Source organism: Pseudoalteromonas piscicida, assembly GCF_000238315.3.
Taxonomy (GTDB): domain Bacteria; phylum Pseudomonadota; class Gammaproteobacteria; order Enterobacterales; family Alteromonadaceae; genus Pseudoalteromonas; species Pseudoalteromonas piscicida.
The window spans coordinates 3,464,512-3,482,573 of record NZ_CP011924.1 but is presented as its reverse complement, the minus strand read 5'-3'; the positions used below and the strand labels follow the sequence as shown (position 1 = coordinate 3,482,573).

Below are 18,062 nucleotides of genomic sequence, written 5' to 3'. Positions count from 1 at the left end.
ACGGGATTTTAATTACCAATACGCAATAAAAACCCAATTATTACCATTTTAGTAGATTACTTATCTAGGTTTAAAATAATGCTTGATAACAACATTTAACTTGAGCGTTTTATGTGCATAAAAAAAGCCAACATACGCTGGCTTTTTTCTTTCAATGTATTCTAGAGCGAGTAATTAAACCGCTTGTTGAATGATCACTGAGTCTGCCTTTTTAGTGTACTGAGGCATCTTGTGGAAGTTCAAGTAACGGTACGTGTCCGCAGCCGTTGCATTGATCTTCTCTGCATACTCTTGATATTCAGCAGGCGTTGGTAGTTTACCAAGAATAGCAGCTACCGCTGCAAGCTCTGCTGATGCAAGGAATACGTTTGCACCTGTACCTAAACGGTTAGGGAAGTTACGAGTCGAGGTAGAAACAACCGTTGCTTTATCAGCAACACGTGCCTGGTTACCCATACATAGTGAACATCCAGGAGTTTCGATACGAGCACCTACACGACCGTAAATACCGTAGTAACCTTCGTCAGTTAACTGATCGCGGTCCATCTTCGTTGGTGGAGCAACCCATAGTTGCGTTGGTAGACGACCACCGAAATTATCCAGTAGTTTACCCGCTGCACGGAAGTGACCGATGTTAGTCATACAAGAACCGATGAATACTTCGTCGATCTTCTCACCTGTTACCGCTGAAAGTAGACGTGCGTCATCAGGGTCATTTGGTGCACAAAGGATTGGCTCTTTGATATCAGCAAGATCAATCTCAATGGTGTGCGCGTATTCTGCATCCGCGTCAGCAGTCATTAGCTCAGGATTCGCTAGCCACTCTTCCATCTTAGTGATACGACGCTCAATGGTACGTACATCACCATAGCCTTCAGAGATCATCCACTTAAGCATAACGATGTTAGAGTTTAGGTACTCTTCGATAGACGCTTGTGAAAGCTTAACAGTACAACCTGCTGCGCTACGCTCTGCAGATGCGTCAGATAGTTCGAACGCCTGCTCAACCGTTAGGTGCTCAACACCTTCGATTTCAAGGATACGACCGGAGAATTCGTTGATCTTACCTTTTTTCTCAACCGTCAATAGACCTTGCTGGATTGCATAGTAAGGGATAGCGTGTACTAGGTCACGTAATGTGATACCCGGCTGCATTTCACCTTTAAAACGAACAAGGATTGACTCAGGCATATCCAACGGCATTACACCTGTTGCGGCTGCGAATGCTACTGCACCTGAACCTGCTGGGAATGAAATACCTAGTGGGAAACGAGTATGCGAGTCACCACCTGTACCTACCGTATCAGGAAGTAGCATACGGTTTAGCCACGAGTGGATAACACCGTCACCAGGGCGTAGCGATACACCGCCACGGTTCATGATGAAATCAGGAAGTGTGTGGTGTGTGTTTACATCGATAGGCTTAGGATAAGCTGAGGTATGACAGAATGACTGCATAGTAAGATCAGCAGAGAAGCCAAGACAAGCAAGGTCTTTAAGCTCATCACGCGTCATTGGACCCGTAGTATCCTGCGAACCTACCGTTGTCATTGTTGGCTCACAGTATTGACCTGGGCGTACACCTGTCATGTTACATGCTTTACCAACCATCTTCTGTGCAAGCGTAAAGCCTTTACCAGAATCAGCCACTAACTTAGGCTTACGGAAGATGTCTTCTGCTTCAAGACCAAGAGACGTACGAGCTTTGTCCGTAAGGCCACGACCGATGATCAGAGGAATACGGCCGCCTGCACGCACTTCATCAAGAATTACGTCTGATTTCAGTGAGAACGTTGAGATAACTTCGTCAGTACCATGACGCTTAACCACACCTTCGTAAGGGAAGATATCGATTTGGTCGCCCATGTTTAGTTCGTCAACTGGAAGCTCAATTGGTAGTGCACCAGAATCTTCCATGGTGTTGAAGAAGATTGGCGCAATCTTGCCACCTAGACACACACCGCCAACGCGCTTGTTTGGTACGAATGGAATGTCATCACCCATGAACCAAAGTACGGAGTTAGTTGCAGATTTACGAGATGAGCCTGTACCAACAACGTCACCTACATACGCTAGCGGTAAACCTTTACCATTAAGCGCTTCAAGTTGTGCAATTGGACCTACCTCACCTGGCTTATCAGGGTTGATACCATCACGCTCGTTTTTAAGCATAGCCAGCGCGTGTAATGGGATATCAGGACGAGACCAAGCATCTGGTGCTGGAGACAAGTCGTCTGTATTTGTTTCGCCAGTTACTTTAAATACAGTCACTGAAATCTTGTCTGCAACGGCAGGCTTCTCAAGGAACCATTCTGCATTTGCCCATGACTCAATCACTTGCTTAGCAAACTCATTGCCCGCTTTTGCTTTTTCTTCTACATCGTAGAATGCGTCAAACATCAGTAGCGTGTGAGACAAACCTTTAGCAACGATTGGCGCGATAGCAGCATCATCTAGAAGGTCTATCATAGGCGCGATGTTGTAACCACCAAGCATAGTGCCAAGTAGTTCAGCTGCATACTCTCTTGAAATGAGCGGTGATTCCGCTTCGCCTTTCGCTACTGCAGCCAAAAAGCCTGCTTTTACATAAGCGGCATCATCTACACCTGGCGGTACACGGTTGATAAATAGATCAACGATGAACTCTTCTTCACCTGCAGGTGGAGTTTTTAGTAATTCGATAAGGTCAGCAGTTTGCTGCGCGTCTAACGGCTTAGGCACGATACCTTGCGCGGCACGCTCTTCTACGTGTTTACGATATTCTTGAAGCACAATATTGCCCTCTTGGTGACGTGGACAGACAAGTAAATGATCTGGCTGCGATTATTGATGCAATCGCCTGAACCATTCCCTTGACCATAAAATATAATGAACAATTATAAGGTCTTTGAGTATAGATGAAAATCTTGCATGCGATACCTCGCCTTATAGTCACTATAAATACAATGAATAAGCATACCGAAACAAGTATATTTTGATGAATATTAGTCAAACGAGAATCATTTTAATTTTGCGAAAAGGTATGCTTGGTGGGATCAAAAAAGGCTCCTGAAGGAGCCTTTTTGCATAAGCTAAGTGAAAATTAACGCTTAACTTTTACTTTCTCTTTAGAAGAAACGTGCGCTTCTACACGACGGTTTTCCGCATGTGCTTTTAGCGTGTTTGCTGGATTTTTTAAACGCTCTTCACCGTAACCAACCGTGGTAATACGCATTGAATCTACACCCATATCAACGAGTTTCTCAGCAACGTTTTTCGCGCGGCGCTCAGAAAGCTTCTGGTTGTAATCCGCATCACCCACAGCTGACGCGTGACCTTCAATCACAACATCTGCATTTTTATGCTCTTTCAGGAACTTAGCAACCGCGTTGATATCATCAACATACTGCTGTGAGAAAGTTGCATCGTCATGCGGGAAGCGGACTAGCAGGCTTACTTTGTCTTCTTTAGTCTCGTACAAAGTACAGCCAGACGCATCAACAGCATCCGTCATTGGTGTGTTAGCACATTTGTCTTCACTATCCACAACACCATCTTTGTCACTGTCTTGCGGAGCTTCTGCAACTACAGGAGCTGGGGCTGGCGCAACCTCTTCCGATTTACCAGCGCTACCGAACGAGTAGTTAAGACCAATCTTACCACCAACATCAGTAAAACCAGCTTCCAAGCCTTGGTAAACTGCCGCTTCTGCATTTACGAACAAGTGATCGGTGAAGTAATGACGAACACCAGCACCTACGTTAGCAAAGGTGTTATCTGAGATCACATCTAGGTTCATCTTTTTGATACCCACCAGACCGTAGAATGGACCACCATCAAAGTGGTACAAACCGTCGATACCGTAACGCTCGGCGTCCAGTGAACCATTGCTGATACCGCCAAGGTCAAAATCCATATCTGCATACTCGATACGACCACTCCAAAACTTGTCAAAGCGGTAGCCAATTTCAGCACCCCAGCCTGTAGAATCTTCTACGTCTAGACCAGCCATATCACGGTGATTCTGCCAATCAGCATCATAGTAATCACCAAACACTCCAAGATATACACCTTCTGTAGGCTCAGTAGTGTTTGCATTTGCATTGGCTGTCACTGCCATCGCAACTAGTAAGCTCAAAGTTTTAATTTTCATCATTCCTTCCCATCTCTGTTAGTTTACGCATTGAGTATCGACTCGGATAGTCTATCAGAAAATGCGTCTACCGATTACGTTGCATAGATAATATTAGCTCGTCTATTAATGTTTACTTAACGTTACATAAGGAATTTTTGCTATTTATGAATTAATTTTGATGACCAAATAGGATTTGATACAGACCTTGTTCCTTTAACAAATCCTTGTGTTCTCCATACTGGGACACTTCACCATCATCTAAAACATAAATTAAGTCGGCTTGTTTTATTGCGCTCAATCGATGTGCAATAATCAAAGTCGTTCTATCAGCCAAAAACGCTTGCAAATTGCGATGAATTTTTGCCTCAGTCTCAATATCAAGTGCCGAGGTTGCTTCATCCAGCACCACCACTTTAGGGTCGGCAACAACCATTCTAGCAATGGCTAACCTTTGCTTCTGTCCTCCGGACAATTTAATTCCATTGCGACCAACTTGCGCATCTAATTTGTCGGCCAGAGCAAGTACGGTATCTGCTAGCTCTGCAACGCTGAGTGCCTGCCACAGTACTTGGTCAGATACCTCTCGTCCCATTGCTAGATTTTCACGGATGCTGGTATTAAAGAGTATCGGCTGCTGCAATACGGTTACTATATTATCTCGCACTGCTTCGTAACCAATTTGCTCTACTGGCGTGTCATTTATATGAATCTCGCCACTTTGCTTTTCATACAATCCCAAAAGCAATTGCACCAAAGTGGATTTACCACCTCCAGACACCGCTACTAACGCTACTTTCTTCCCTGCTGGAATATGCAAAGATACCTGCTTGAGCACGGGTTGCTCTGCAACGTAAGCGAAGTCTATATTGGCAAATTTGATATCAACCTGAGATGAATCAAAGACGGTTTTCGTAGCGGGATATTGTGCTTCTGTCGCAAAATTAAAGACCTGATTTAACCTACTAAGCGCTGCCGAGGCACCATAGTACGCATATTGAATACCAAGAATTTCCTGCACCGGCCCCATCATGAACCAAAGGTAACCAAATACCGCAAATATCTGGCCGACCGTTAAATCAGAAAACACCACCATAAACATAGCGACAGCACGGAAAAACTCGAACCCCACCAAAAACACGGTAAAGCTTAAGCGGTTAACCGCGTCCGTTTTCCATTGTGACTGCACCGCGTAATGTTTGAGATCTTTGGCGGCTACTTTAACCTGTGCAAAGTAGTTACCCTCTCGACGAACAGCTTTTAACTGAGAAATAGCATCTAGCGTCTCGACTAGTGAAGTTTGCAGTGCTTCAAATGCAGCATTCTCTTCCTTTTTCAGCTCTTTAACATGTTTGCCAAACTGCCGAGAAAAATAGATGACCGCCGGATTGAGCAACAGGATCACCAGCCCCAACATCCAATCAATCCAAAGCAAAATCGCCGCAGTGCCAATGATTGTGAGTAAACCGATTAAAAAGCGTGACAAGGTTTGGCTGATAAATTTATCCAAGGTTTCTACATCGGTAATACAACGAGAGCTAATTGCAGCACCACCTTGGCTTTCGTACTCCTTAAGTTGAACTTTAGGTAAATGCGTAAGTAAGCGCTCACGGATTTGATAACTAATGTCTTTGCCAATAATAGTAAACTGGCGTGACTGCATCACCCCTAGCACCAAACTGGCCAAGCGCATGGTTATTACAGCCAACAAAATAACCACGATATAGCCACTGGGGCCATGCCATTGCTCGGGCAATACTGAGTTCATCCAAGCCACTGCTCTGCCTGGTGTATCTAGTAAGACTTCATCTACCAGCAACGGCATCATCAAAGGAATAGGTACACTCACCAACGCGGCAAATAAGGCGATGATATGCGCATTAATAAGTGGCCGTTTGTGCTCAAGGACTTTACGTTTAATTTCTTGCCAAGAAAGCTGCTGTTCTGCCATTTAGGTTCCACAAAAAGTTTGATAGTGGGCCGGTGTAGACGCGCTGGTCCACGATTCAGGATAATCTTTGTAATCATAGGGCGACGTCAACGCGGTTAGCCAACTTTCTAGCGTTTGACTCATGCCTTGCTGATTAAATAGCGCAATCTCAGCCTCCACCAACGCATTACGGGGGATTAGTATCGGGTTAGCTTGACTCATCAGGTTAGCCGCAACGTCATCGGCAGCACGCCTTTGTGCCCATTGTCGCCCCCAGCTCTCCAACTCCGTTGGCACGGATAAAGCTTTGTTTGGATGACCAAGCAAACTATTGGTTAGTGCCGCAAAGGTATTGGTAAAGTCTAGTTCATGCTCCGTCATCAACTTGAGTAAGTCACTAAGGAGCATGTCGTCTGCGTCGCTCCATTCATCAATACCAAGCTTAGCCGCCCACATATCTTTGTACTTGCGATTAAACGATTCAGAAAACTCCGCCAAAATTTGACTAAATGCTTCAATTCCCGCTTGCTCATCTTGCCACAACACCAATAAGGCCTCGGCAAGTCGCGCACAGTTCCAATTCATGATGTTTGGCTGATTACCAAACGCATAGCGGCCTTGGCGGTCGATAGAGCTAAACACGGCGTTAAAATCAAACTTTTCCATCATTGCACAAGGGCCAAAGTCTATCGTTTCACCACTGAGCAAAATATTGTCGGTATTCATCACGCCATGAATAAAGCCAACCCGCATCCACTCCACGACTAAGTCAACCAACTGTTCACACACTTCACGAAACAATTCGAGTACATCCTGTTCGGTTTCAACTTTAAAACCCTCGAATAATTGCTCGCCCAGCAAGTTGAGCAGGCTCCATAGCTCATCTTTATCTTGCTGTGTAGCCAGATATTGCAAGGTACCGATGCGGATATGACTTTTTGCGACACGACACACAATCGCGCCAGGTACTTCACCTTGACGATACACATGGTGTCCAGTGGTTACAACAGCAAGGCATTCCGTAGTTGGAACACCCAAGCCAACCATAGCTTGGCTCATGATGAACTCACGTACCGCAGGCCCTAGCGCACAAAAACCATCACCGCCTCGAGAAAATCGCGTCGCTCCAGAGCCTTTCAAGTGCAGGTCGTATTGACGTCCGTCATCAAGTTTCACCCCTCCAATTAAATGCGCTCGGCCATCACCAAGTAATGGGTTAAATTGCCCAAACTGATGACCACTGTAGGCTAAGCTCGTAGGCTCAATATTGTCTAAAGGGCGTTGACCACTTAACAGCTCAGCAAGCGCTGTGGTGCCGTATTTCTCTAGCTCAAGCTTAACTAGCAACGGCGTATTGGATAGTAGTAATGTGGGCTGATTAAATCTTGCTGGTTGCTCCTTAAAGAGCAGAGCAGAGCCTTGATAGGGCTGAAAAAATACCATGCGGTCACCTCCATTTTACTAGCGAATATTATCACCAACACTCATTGACACAATTTGACTTAACTCTTGTAAGCTAAGCCCGCTATATTGACGCATTTCATTGAAAAATTGCTGCGTCGCTTGCAGTGACTTCTGACTTTGCAAGCCACCGTCGATAATCTCCTCAGCACGCAGTACCGTTTCGACATCTTTACTCAGTAAAAACGTATCTTTACCTAACACACGAAGTGCGTAAGGACCGGTATTCCCGCCGAGTCTCGAGCCATGCTTTTTCAAGTACAGCCACAAACCAACAATATTGTCTTCCGGCCAGTTTGCGACGAATTCACTAAAACGACCATGCTGTTGTTGCACTTCAAAAATCATATGGCAATTGTCAGCGATACTTTTTACCTTTTTAGCATTACGAATGATCCGCTCATCCTGACTACGTTGCTCGTACATTTCAGGAGACATCATTAACAGCTTCTCGATTGAGAATTGCCAAAACACTTCTCTAAAGCCGTCCCATTTATTATCAACCACCGCCCAATAAAACCCGCTTTGGAATATCTTTCGCGTAAATTCTTCTAGCCATTGATCATCACTTAATGCCAATAACGATGCGGTACTCAATGGTTGACTAAGCTTCGCTTTTAGCGCCACCTCAGAACCTTTACGCTCAGCAGCCCTATGATAAATTTTTTCGAATACTTTCATGCTCATGACCGAGTTTGCTTGGTATTGTATATAGGGTAACTTATCTCGCCTAAGCTCGGAATAACAACCTGTTCTCTAACGGTAGTTTTTCCTTACTGCGACCTGAGCCAGCCATTAATGTGAGAGGTTTTGATGAAATCTTAATGAAGGGCTAGGCCTAGCCGCGTTACTGACTGCGGCTAGGTTGATGTTTCATGTATAAAAAAATCTAATTAGGCTAATGCAGGAGTTTGAGTTACAGGGAGTTGGGAGACTTCGGTTAGGCAACCATTTTCCATTTTTAATAACCTGTCAGCCAATGAGAAGTATTTATCATCATGGGAGATCACCAAAATCGTTTTTCCTTTGTTTCTTAGCTCAGGTAGAAGCTCTCGATAAAATACATCTTTAAAGACCGGGTCTTGGTCCGCTGCCCACTCATCAAAGAGATAAAATGGCCTATCCTCAAGGTAAGCAACAACTAAAGCAAGACGTTTTCGCTGGCCTTGTGATAGACGTTGTGTTGTGAAGCGGCCCGATTCAATACTCACTTTATGGTGTAAATTAAGCTTACGAATTAGTTCATTTCCTTTTCGCTCCAGCTGATCGCAAGGCACATTTAACAAACGATCGAATAAGTAGTAATCACCAAACACCGTACTAAAAAGCTGGCGATAAGCATCTAATCCAGCGCCGCTAATCGGCTGGTTATCTACTACGATCTCTCCTTCGTCTGCTTCATACAAACCGCACAGCACTTTAGCGAAGGTTGTTTTGCCACTACCATTGCCACCAACAAGATAAATGAGTTCGCCTTGTTTAAACTCAAGATCTATTGGCTTCAGTGAAAATATATCGTCGCTTTGCTCGTGATAGTAACGGTGACACAGTGCGTGTAATTGGATACTGTTAAACTGCGTAAAAACTTGCACACTATTTCCATCATCACTCATCAACTCATCAGTTAGTGTTTTGATGGTATTCGCTGAGGCTTGCGCGGCGAAAGCTCTGGGTATATTTGCCAGTAAGGTTTCTAATGGCGTTAGCATATAGAGAAATAACAGTGCAAAGCCAGACATAATGCGCTGACTCTCTTCACCAGTTTGCTGAGATAAAAAATATAACGCCCCACCAATGAAGGTAAAAATCAAAAAGCCACCCCAAGAGGAGGCCATATGTAGAATAGAAACCCCCTCAATACGTTCTTTTCTTAAAGCGTTTATCGCCGGATGCAGTACTTCTAACTTAAAAAACGCTCGCTTACTGCGATTCAGTTTAAGCTCTTTGATGCCGTCAGTGATCGCATCAAACTGTTGAAAAAGGCTGTCTTGCATCGCAGCAGCATTCGCTATTTTTTTAAACGCAACATTGTTCGCAAAACTATAGCTCACCGAACCTAAAACCAAGGTCAGTAATGCAAAAAGAAATATTAACCAGTCTAACCAAGCCATATATACGAAAGCACCAAGCACTATCATGGCATTCGTCAATATACCCGGCATACTCATGAAAAACCCTGCTACCTTTAAACTATGCTCAGTTAAGCAAGATTTGATCTTCGCGTCTCCCTGTAACTCTATGTGACTGATTTTTGCTTCTATCGTTTTATCAGCAACGAGTTTTCTTAACTCGGCTTGGCTATGCTCACTCAACTGTTCAGCAACTAATTTAGAAATTAGCTGTACCACGACTCCTGATATTGCCAGCGCCGCAAAAATCCAAAAGAACTCCGTCTGACGCTCGCCTTTGGCATTTATGATTTCGTTAATAAGTGCCACCAGTGAAACACTAATAATGCCGAATATAACGCTGCTCAGCGCAGTGGCCACAAAGCGTTGCCAAGTCTTTTTTATCAGAAAAACTAACACGATTTCTCCCAAGGATGATCAAATCCCTTACAGGACGACTTTGAACTAAAAAAACTCACTTGGATCGCGTCTTATATTAAAAACTCAACAACCTTGACTATGTTGCCAATTCTTAAACCTTACCTGTCACCACCGCTTGATAACTATGCTAGAGGTGTTGCACTTATTTCTGGAGATAAATCCTCTTTTGCTCAGCAAATCAAAAATATAACCCCTTTAAGTGACGCGATCTCTCGCTTTAGTTCAACAAAGGGAGTGACGAATAAAAAGGCGCAGGCCTCAGTTTGGCACATGCACTACACGCTACGTATTATGCCCGCTATTTTATTTACACACAGTGTGTTGGGCCGTGCACTCCCATTGGCTTTAGATAAAGTCGTGATCGACATGGAAAGCTGGCAACTACAGCTGCCTAATCAAGGGAAAGCCGTGGAGTGTCACGATACGGCTACGCACTATGCCGAGTTTATTAACGCGCATTTATCTCCCTTACATGCCTTTTTAAATCAGCAATTTGGGGTTGCTGAGCATGTTTTATCGAGTAATTGTGCTTTTCGTTTGAGGCAGTTTTTTCCAACTATCATTCATTATGTCGGTGAACGCCCTAAGGTAAGCGATGACTATCACACTTTGTCTCAGGCAGTGAAGATCGGGGAACATGTAAACCCTTTCTATACCCCAAAGCTGCAACTCTGTGACGAGCGAGGCCCCTATCAACTGAGGGAGTCATGCTGCCTGTTACATAAAACAAGCGATGGCAAGCTTTGTCGCGACTGCCCAAAGCACCCTCATCACTTTGACGCCCATCAACAACAACGAACTTTGCGCAGGACTGTTTTAACAAACTAGATATAAATCTAAATCTTTATTGTTTACCTTCGTCTTGATTTCAATTAATTCGTTTTCACTGCTGTGATATCAGCTAGGTGTGCTTATGGACTTTAGCCAAGTTATTCAACTCGAACAATATGCAAAAGCCACGCAATTTAACCCGGAGAACAACTGCCTGTTTACAACGGGTACGCATTGCTTAGTTAGCCAAGGGATCAAGAAACGCGTCACTTTACCGATTGGTGATACTAAGGATTTAGTCGCTGCAATTGACTCTCACATGCATAATGAGCCGGACAACACTATCGCCTTTGCCGCTTTGCCATTTTGCAAAACAGAGCACGCGCAAATTATTATTCCAGAGCAAGTTTCTCGTTGGGAAAAAGCGGCATTCAGTGCCTGGTTTGACGCTGAGTTAGCGTCATGCCAAGGCGTACCAAACTCGCTATTAGAAATTACCGATTTACAGCCTCAAGCTCAATTTGAAAACGCTGTTTCTCAAGCCAAAGAGCTATTTGATACTGGGCTACTAAATAAAATTGTTTTGAGTAAACAGACTCAACTGCGCTTTGCAGAACCAATTAATTCCCAAGCCGTACTGCGGAATTTGCTACAACAAAGCCAATCTGGCTACCACTTTTCATTCCCTACAACCGACAACGCAATTTTAATGGGTGTCAGTCCCGAGCTATTACTGCGCAAGCAAGCTGAGAAATTAACCACTAACCCGCTGGCAGGTTCAATTCCAAGGGATACTTGCCCAAAGGAAGAAGCACACCGCCGCAGTGTATTGTTTGCCTCTAAAAAAGATAGATATGAGCATGCCGTTGTCATTGAAGACATTCAGCAAGTATTGACGCCACTTTGCAGTGCACTACATATTCCAGCTCAACCTGAGCTGTTGAGCACCGCCACTATGTGGCATTTATCTACAGTCATTTCAGGGGTCTTAAAAGAATCAGCAACCCATAGCTTGGCAATTGCAAACCAATTACACCCAACCCCCGCACTCTGCGGTAAGCCAACTGCTGATGCTTATCCCAAAATAGCAGAACTAGAACAGCGAAGCAGAGGATTGTTTTCGGGGATCATTGGCTGGTTTGATAAGCACGGTAATGGCGAATGGGTAGTGGTGATCCGCTGCGCAGAATTACGCGATAAGACCGCTAAGTTATTTGCTGGAGCGGGTATTGTCGCTGCATCAGACCCGCGCTCTGAATGGCTAGAAACAGAAGCAAAACTCAATACCATGCTAAACGCACTCGAAACCAAGCAAGCATATTACGCAATGAGAAATACATTCCATGAAGCAAATTGATTTTACTCCTTGGCCAGCTGAATTAGCCGAGCGCTACCGCGAAAAGGGTTATTGGCAAGACCTACCGCTAACTTGTGTTATTAGCGATCAATTAATACGGCATGCAAACAAGCATGCTGTCATTGATGAACATCGGTGCTTAACTTATTTGCAGCTTGATCAATATAGCAATCACTTAGCTGCTTATCTCTCAGCACAAGGGGTTCAACAAGGAGACACAGCACTTATCCAATTGGCTAATCAGGTCGAATTTTATATCAGCTTATTCGCACTTCTCAAGCTTGGCGCAGCCCCAGTGTGCGCACTATTCAGCCATAAACAGACTGAAATTAGAAGTTACTGTGAACAGCTAGCGCCCAAGGTGTTAATCGTTTCTTCAGCACATGAATTGTACCGAGATGAGCAGTTTATATTATCGTTACAAAAAGACTACCCTAGCATACAAGCAACACTGATAGATCACCCAAAAGGTAATAGTCAGCTTAAACAAGCTTACTTGCAACCGCGACCATTTTCAGCGCCAGACTTAGACCCGACTCAGGTAGCATTTTTCCAGCTATCAGGTGGAAGTACTGGCACGCCAAAGTTGATCCCAAGAACTCACAATGACTACTTATATTCCGTGGTGGCAAGTAAAGGCATTTGTGAATTGACGGAGCAACATGTTTATCTTTGTGCTCTGCCAGCCCCACATAACTTCCCGCTTAGCTCTCCGGGCGCCTTGGGTTTTTTTGCTGCGGGTGGCACCGTTGTCTTAGCCCCAGATCCAAGCCCCAGCAGCTGCTTTAGTTTGATTGAAAAATATCAAGTAACACACTCTGCATTGGTTCCTCCAGCTTTGCAGCTATGGTTACAACATGCCCCAAAAAGCCAATATCGCCTAGACAGCCTTGATGTCATTCAAGTGGGTGGCGCTAAATTGAGTTTAACGATTGCACAACAAGTCAAACCTGTTCTTGGCTGCCAATTACAACAAGTTTTTGGCATGGCTGAGGGGCTAGTTAACTACACACGTTACAATGACGACCTATGGCACATTCTCAATACTCAAGGATGTCCAATTAGTGAAGATGATGAAATCAGAGTCGTGGATGAACACGGCAACCCCGTGCCCGATGGTGAAGAGGGGCGATTGTTAACACGAGGACCCTATACGATTCGAGGATACTATCGCTCACCTAAGCACAATCAAACTGCATTTGATGAGCAGGGATTTTATAGCTCTGGAGATTTGGTAAAACGCCTGCCATCAGGACATTTAATCGTTACAGGTCGTGTCAAAGATCAAATCAATCGAGGCGGGGAAAAAATAGCAGCGGAAGAAGTTGAAAACCTGTTACTCAGCCACCCAAATATTCAACAAGCCGCCATTGTTGCAATGCCTGACCCAACCTTGGGAGAAAAAAGTTTCGCTTTCCTGACCGGTATACCGCTGAAACCATTAGCTATTCGCAAATACTTACGTGAACAGGGAATTGCAGATTACAAGGTACCGGATAAGTTTAAGTTTATAGATAACTTACCACTGACTCCAGTGGGTAAAGTCGATAAAAAACAGCTCCGTAGCGAAACCGAAGCACAACAAAAATCCATTCAACTTTAGAGAAGTAAAATGACTATACCTAAATTAAATCACTATTCTTTACCTCGCGCAGCTGAACTTGCGCCAAGTCGAGTGGATTGGCAACTTGACTCGCAACGTACTGCGTTACTTATCCATGATGTGCAACATTACTTCGTCTCTTTTTATGGTGCAGATAATCCGCTAGTACAAGCCATGATAGAAAACATTCAGCGAATTAAAACGTATTGTTACCAACATGATATTCCGGTCTATTATACCGCCCAGCCGATCAAACAAGGTCGCAATGAACGAGGGTTACTGCTAGACATGTGGGGAGCTGGACTACAAGATCCGAGTCAACAACCTATAGTTGATGCATTAGCGCCAACCGAACAGGATATTGTCCTGACAAAGTGGCGATATAGCGCTTTTCAAAAATGCGATTTTGAAGCGCAGCTAAAAGCGCAGCAACGAGATCAACTTTTGATTGTCGGTATTTACGGCCATATTGGTGTGATGACCACAGCTATTGATGCATTTATGCGTGACATACAGCCTTTCGTTGTCGCTGATGCAATTGCAGACTTCACCAAAGACGAGCATATGATGGCTCTACACATCATAGGTCAACGTGCAGGAAAAGTGATCACGACAGCAGAAGTGGTTGGCGAAGCAAGTATTGACCTAACTACGCTCGCGGGACTTAAAGCATTCATTTTGCCTTTGATCGACTGTGAGCCAGATGAGTTTGATGAACACGAAAGCTTAATTGATTACGGTCTAGATTCAGTGCAAGTGATGAACTTGATTTCATTATGGCAACAACAAGGTATTGAAACTAACTTTATTGAGCTAGCACAAGTGCCAACTCTCGCAGCTTGGGTAGAGCTGATTGAATCTCGGATGGCAGAGTAATGGCATTGCCATTAACTGCCTCTCAACACGCGATGTGGCTACTACATACGATTAGTGGTCAAGGCAACTTATTTAACGTCGCAGAGTGCTTAGAGTTTCAAGGTAAAATAGATGCCGAGCAATTTTCCATCGCACTCCAGCATGTCTTTGGGCAAAGTGATTTGCTGCGCAGTAACTTTATCCATAATGATGATTTTATTCCAAGTATAGTAGTTGGACAATCGCTGCCTCTGCTGATCACCGAATATCTTGATCATGATATTGCTTCTCTAGCTGAGTTTATGCCACAACAAGTAGCGCATGAGCTGGCCAAATCTTTTGACTTAAGCTCTGGTTGCTTGATGCGATTTAAATTGGTGCGCACCCCTAGCCAAGATTATTGCTTTATTGTTGCCCATCACATTGTCCTTGATGGCTTTGGCTTTGGTTTATTTCATCAAGCGTTAAGTCGCAGTTATCAGGCTTTAAACACAGGGAAACCTCTGCCAAATTGCCATTTTGCTTCACAGCAACAACTGCTAGATCTGCATGGTGGCGAACTCTACCAAAAGCAACTATCTGAGGCCGCAAGCTCCCTTAATGAATGGCTTGATGAATACCCAGTGGCGCAAAGCTTTAGTGACAGCAAAGCTGCGATTACCGAACCAAATCAACGCTACCATTTCGCGTTAGCTCGAACTCAGTGGCAAACGTTACAATCGGCAGCGAACCAGGTTCAAGCCACCCCCAGTGAAATACTGCTAAGTGTAGTTGCCATAGTGTTAGCGGCTAAGTGCAACAGCCATAAAGTGACATTAGGATTGGTGATGATGAATCGCCAAGCTCCAGTGGAATTTTCATGCCCTACCGTACAAAGCAATGTGTTACCACTGCCGCTAACTTTGCCAACGTCTGGGGGATTGGCAGATGTGGCCAAGTACATCAATAGGCAGATAAAACGTGTGAAGCCATTGCAATGCTATCGTGTTGAGCATTTGAAACGAGATCGCAAACAACAAGGTAAAGCGATTGAAGTTAGCGGCCCGACAGTCAATATTTTGCCCTTCACTAGCCACCCACGCTATGGCGAAGTCAAAAGTCGCAGCCATATTCTTAGTGCAGGAACGACGGACGACTTTATGCTGCAAATCTATTTAAATGGTGATGATCCCGTGCAGTTTGATATTGATTACAATCCAGCAAGGTATTCCCCAGAGCTGGTTGTATCTATTGCAGAAGCAATGCAGGATGCTGCTAATGTCTGGTCGAACACACCGTCTTTGCCTTATCTTTCCGTCATAGAGGAGATGAACAATGTGCTTTGATGACAGCCTCAAGCAAGAGTATCACAACAAAATTGTTTGGGTGACTGGTGCAGGGCAAGGCATAGGACTAAGTGTCGCAAAGCAGTTTGCGCAGCTTGGCGCTCGTGTCATAGGTTTCGATAAGCAGTTTGCAACTACAGAACCGCTATTTAAAGCCATACACTGTGATCTAGCAGACCTCGCAACATTGGAGCATACGCTAGCAACATTAGTGCGACCAGATCTCGCTCCATATAGCTTAATTAATGTTGCGGGCGTACTCGAACTTGGCGCGCTAGAGACATTATCACTTGAGCAGTGGCAACACTGTCAGCATGTTAACGCTGGCGCCGTATTTGTTTTCCTGAAGTCTTGTGCAGCTCATTTCAAACAGCAACGTAGTGGCAGCATAGTGACAGTTAGCTCCAATGCGAGCCATACGCCCCGCCAAAACATGGCAGCCTATTGCGCGTCGAAATCCGCCTCAACCCAATTAACCCTTACAGCAGGGTTAGAATTGGCTGAATATGGCATACGCGCCAATGTGATTGCTCCGGGCTCTACGTTAACGCCAATGCAAACTGGTATGTGGCGAGATAGCTCAGGTGCAGAGCAAGTGATCAAAGGGTTCCCGAGTCAATATAAACTTGGGATCCCACTGCAAAAACTTGCAACACCTGAAGAGATCGCACACTCGGTGCTATTTTATGCCTCATCCCTAAGCTCACATACCACTATGCAAGTGGTCACTATAGATGGTGGTGCGACACTTTAGGTTTACTAATAAGCGTTGCTTCGCGACATAAGTTAAGTAACGCGCCTCCCCATACAACAATGATAAAGCAAGTGACTAACGTCCAAATCGACAAAAACAGCGCAGAACCTGTTGGTAGCACGGGAAACTGACCTGCGACTCCATAGTTCATAAGCGTTTGATAGGCGTAGTAAGCAATACATATCAAAAGGCTTAAACTAAAAACCAAAGAAGCTTTCACGCCTCGTAGATCTTCTTTTCGGCGCAGCTTGAGCTGGCGTTTAACATACATATAGGTGCCGCTAAGCACCAAAAATGAAAGTGCAACCCCAAAGGTGCACCACAATATTTTTACCCATATGCCGGCAAAATTACCAAAATGCAAAGGATCCGCGGTATCAGATAAACGCCAATATATTCCCTGACTAGACGCAGTTTGGCTATATACGACTTCCCCAGTATAAGGATTCACATACGCCTTATTTGCTCTGTCCCTAACCAATACGTCACTGGATTGACCTTCAACATAAAAATACCCTCCGGAATATCTAATCGCTCTAATTTCCAGATCTGGTCTCGCTTCTCTGACTTTTGCAGCAAGCGCCACAACAGAGAGCTGAGGCTTATCTTGTGGTTGCAATTCAGGTAAGGGGTTCACAGCAAAATCACCAACATCAGTAAACGCAGTTTTACCATCAGCCAAGTCCATTCTGACAAACTCAAACAAGTACCACATACTGGTTATCGCAATCACCACTGCTAACCACAAACTCCATACTCCAGCTAATTTGTGTGAGCTTGCAACCTTAGCGCGAGTATCGCCGCTAAGTTTTAATGTAAATAACTTTTTCCACCAGCCTCGATACAAATACAAAGCACTAATCGTGGATACGCATAGCGGAATGGCAAATAGCAAAACCAATTAATAAGACACAATGCTGTCGAACACACCAAAAAAATGCATATGAAAATCTCGGAAAAACCGCTGAATATTCAAAAAGCTCGTTTTTCCTTGTATATTTCCAGTGTATGGATCAACGTAAATATGCTGCCATGGATTATCTGGCAAGCGAACCACAAAATCGTGAGCAAAATACGTTTCTGAACCCGCAAAAGCGATCCCTATTCGTGCGTCTGGATAGGTTTCTTGAACCTTTTCGTAAGCACTCGCTAAACTGACTTGTGGACTACTTTCTGCCGCTCTCACTGTGTCATCGAATAGCCAATCTAATTCGTAAGAAATGGTCGCAAATGCCCCTGTCCAACAGATCACGAACAATAGCAAGCCGAACCAAACACCGCTTAAACTATGCCAACTGAACCATTGTTTTGCTGTCATTCTTTTCTCCTAAAAAGAGCAGTTGGCT

General features: G+C 44.4%; 12 protein-coding genes and 1 pseudogene. 6 read left to right on the top strand and 7 right to left on the bottom strand.

The window, feature by feature from the left end; genetic code table 11:
- Positions 1–174: 174 nt before the first annotated feature.
- From acnB to PPIS_RS15820, 6 genes are all read right to left on the bottom strand, one after another.
- Complete coding sequence (gene acnB, locus PPIS_RS15845; RefSeq protein ID WP_010374439.1) at positions 175–2,772, bottom strand: bifunctional aconitate hydratase 2/2-methylisocitrate dehydratase; 2,598 nt, start codon at positions 2,770–2,772, stop codon at positions 175–177.
- A gap of 310 nt (positions 2,773–3,082) precedes the next feature.
- A complete protein-coding gene (locus PPIS_RS15840; RefSeq protein ID WP_010374437.1) occupies positions 3,083–4,132 on the bottom strand; it encodes an OmpA family protein in 1,050 nt (349 codons plus the stop codon).
- Positions 4,133–4,283: 151 nt separating this feature from the next.
- Positions 4,284–6,062, bottom strand: coding sequence for an ABC transporter ATP-binding protein (locus PPIS_RS15835; protein ID WP_010374436.1), 1,779 nt, complete (start codon positions 6,060–6,062; stop codon positions 4,284–4,286).
- The gene (locus PPIS_RS15830; protein ID WP_010374434.1) at positions 6,063–7,484 is read right to left on the bottom strand and encodes a protein adenylyltransferase SelO; all 1,422 of its coding nucleotides are present in this window, start codon (positions 7,482–7,484) and stop codon (positions 6,063–6,065) included.
- 18 nt (positions 7,485–7,502) lie between these two features.
- Complete coding sequence (locus PPIS_RS15825) at positions 7,503–8,183, bottom strand: DNA-3-methyladenine glycosylase I (RefSeq protein WP_026345583.1); 681 nt, start codon at positions 8,181–8,183, stop codon at positions 7,503–7,505.
- A 212-nt stretch (positions 8,184–8,395) separates the two neighbouring features.
- Positions 8,396–10,030: a cyclic peptide export ABC transporter gene (locus tag PPIS_RS15820; protein WP_010374430.1), complete on the bottom strand. Its 1,635-nt coding sequence runs from the start codon at positions 10,028–10,030 to the stop codon at positions 8,396–8,398.
- A gap of 99 nt (positions 10,031–10,129) precedes the next feature.
- On the opposite strand from PPIS_RS15820, the gene fhuF reads away from it, so the two are divergent.
- The 6 genes from fhuF to dhbA all read left to right on the top strand — a co-directional run bounded on the left by fhuF (position 10,130) and on the right by dhbA (position 16,716).
- A complete protein-coding gene (gene fhuF / locus PPIS_RS15815; RefSeq protein ID WP_010374428.1) occupies positions 10,130–10,879 on the top strand; it encodes a siderophore-iron reductase FhuF in 750 nt (249 codons plus the stop codon).
- A gap of 85 nt (positions 10,880–10,964) precedes the next feature.
- Positions 10,965–12,179, top strand: a complete 1,215-nt coding sequence (locus PPIS_RS15810) for an isochorismate synthase (protein ID WP_010374426.1) — start codon at positions 10,965–10,967, stop codon at positions 12,177–12,179.
- The gene (locus PPIS_RS15805) at positions 12,166–13,782 is read left to right on the top strand and encodes a (2,3-dihydroxybenzoyl)adenylate synthase (protein WP_010374423.1); all 1,617 of its coding nucleotides are present in this window, start codon (positions 12,166–12,168) and stop codon (positions 13,780–13,782) included. The genes PPIS_RS15810 and PPIS_RS15805 overlap by 14 nt, the downstream gene beginning before the upstream one ends.
- A 9-nt stretch (positions 13,783–13,791) precedes the next feature.
- Positions 13,792–14,658 (top strand): isochorismatase family protein, encoded by an 867-nt coding sequence (locus PPIS_RS15800; protein WP_010374421.1) that lies wholly within the window; start codon positions 13,792–13,794, stop codon positions 14,656–14,658.
- Positions 14,658–15,962: a condensation domain-containing protein gene (locus PPIS_RS15795; RefSeq protein ID WP_010374419.1), complete on the top strand. Its 1,305-nt coding sequence runs from the start codon at positions 14,658–14,660 to the stop codon at positions 15,960–15,962. Before PPIS_RS15800 ends, PPIS_RS15795 begins: the two co-directional genes overlap by 1 nt.
- Positions 15,952–16,716 carry a 2,3-dihydro-2,3-dihydroxybenzoate dehydrogenase gene (dhbA, locus tag PPIS_RS15790; RefSeq protein WP_010374416.1) on the top strand — a complete coding sequence of 255 codons (765 nt, stop codon included), beginning with the start codon at positions 15,952–15,954 and terminating at the stop codon, positions 16,714–16,716. The genes PPIS_RS15795 and dhbA overlap by 11 nt, the downstream gene beginning before the upstream one ends.
- On the opposite strand, the pseudogene PPIS_RS15785 reads toward dhbA, so the two are convergent.
- Positions 16,691–18,034: pseudogene (locus PPIS_RS15785) on the bottom strand (PepSY-associated TM helix domain-containing protein). The gene dhbA and the pseudogene PPIS_RS15785 overlap by 26 nt on opposite strands.
- Positions 18,035–18,062 lie beyond the last annotated feature (28 nt).

What these genes read in the sequence shown, in the direction of transcription:
- PPIS_RS15810 (WP_010374426.1), top strand. Translation starts at nt 10,965, where the DNA reads ATGGACTTTAGCCAAGTTATTCAACTCGAACAATATGCAAAAGCCACG.
- PPIS_RS15835 (WP_010374436.1), bottom strand. Translation starts at nt 6,062, where the DNA reads ATGGCAGAACAGCAGCTTTCTTGGCAAGAAATTAAACGTAAAGTCCTT.
- PPIS_RS15800 (WP_010374421.1), top strand. Translation starts at nt 13,792, where the DNA reads ATGACTATACCTAAATTAAATCACTATTCTTTACCTCGCGCAGCTGAA.
- PPIS_RS15795 (WP_010374419.1), top strand. Translation starts at nt 14,658, where the DNA reads ATGGCATTGCCATTAACTGCCTCTCAACACGCGATGTGGCTACTACAT.
- PPIS_RS15825 (WP_026345583.1), bottom strand. Translation starts at nt 8,183, where the DNA reads ATGAAAGTATTCGAAAAAATTTATCATAGGGCTGCTGAGCGTAAAGGT.
- fhuF (WP_010374428.1), top strand. Translation starts at nt 10,130, where the DNA reads ATGTTGCCAATTCTTAAACCTTACCTGTCACCACCGCTTGATAACTAT.
- dhbA (WP_010374416.1), top strand. Translation starts at nt 15,952, where the DNA reads ATGTGCTTTGATGACAGCCTCAAGCAAGAGTATCACAACAAAATTGTT.
- PPIS_RS15805 (WP_010374423.1), top strand. Translation starts at nt 12,166, where the DNA reads ATGAAGCAAATTGATTTTACTCCTTGGCCAGCTGAATTAGCCGAGCGC.
- PPIS_RS15840 (WP_010374437.1), bottom strand. Translation starts at nt 4,132, where the DNA reads ATGAAAATTAAAACTTTGAGCTTACTAGTTGCGATGGCAGTGACAGCC.
- PPIS_RS15830 (WP_010374434.1), bottom strand. Translation starts at nt 7,484, where the DNA reads ATGGTATTTTTTCAGCCCTATCAAGGCTCTGCTCTGCTCTTTAAGGAG.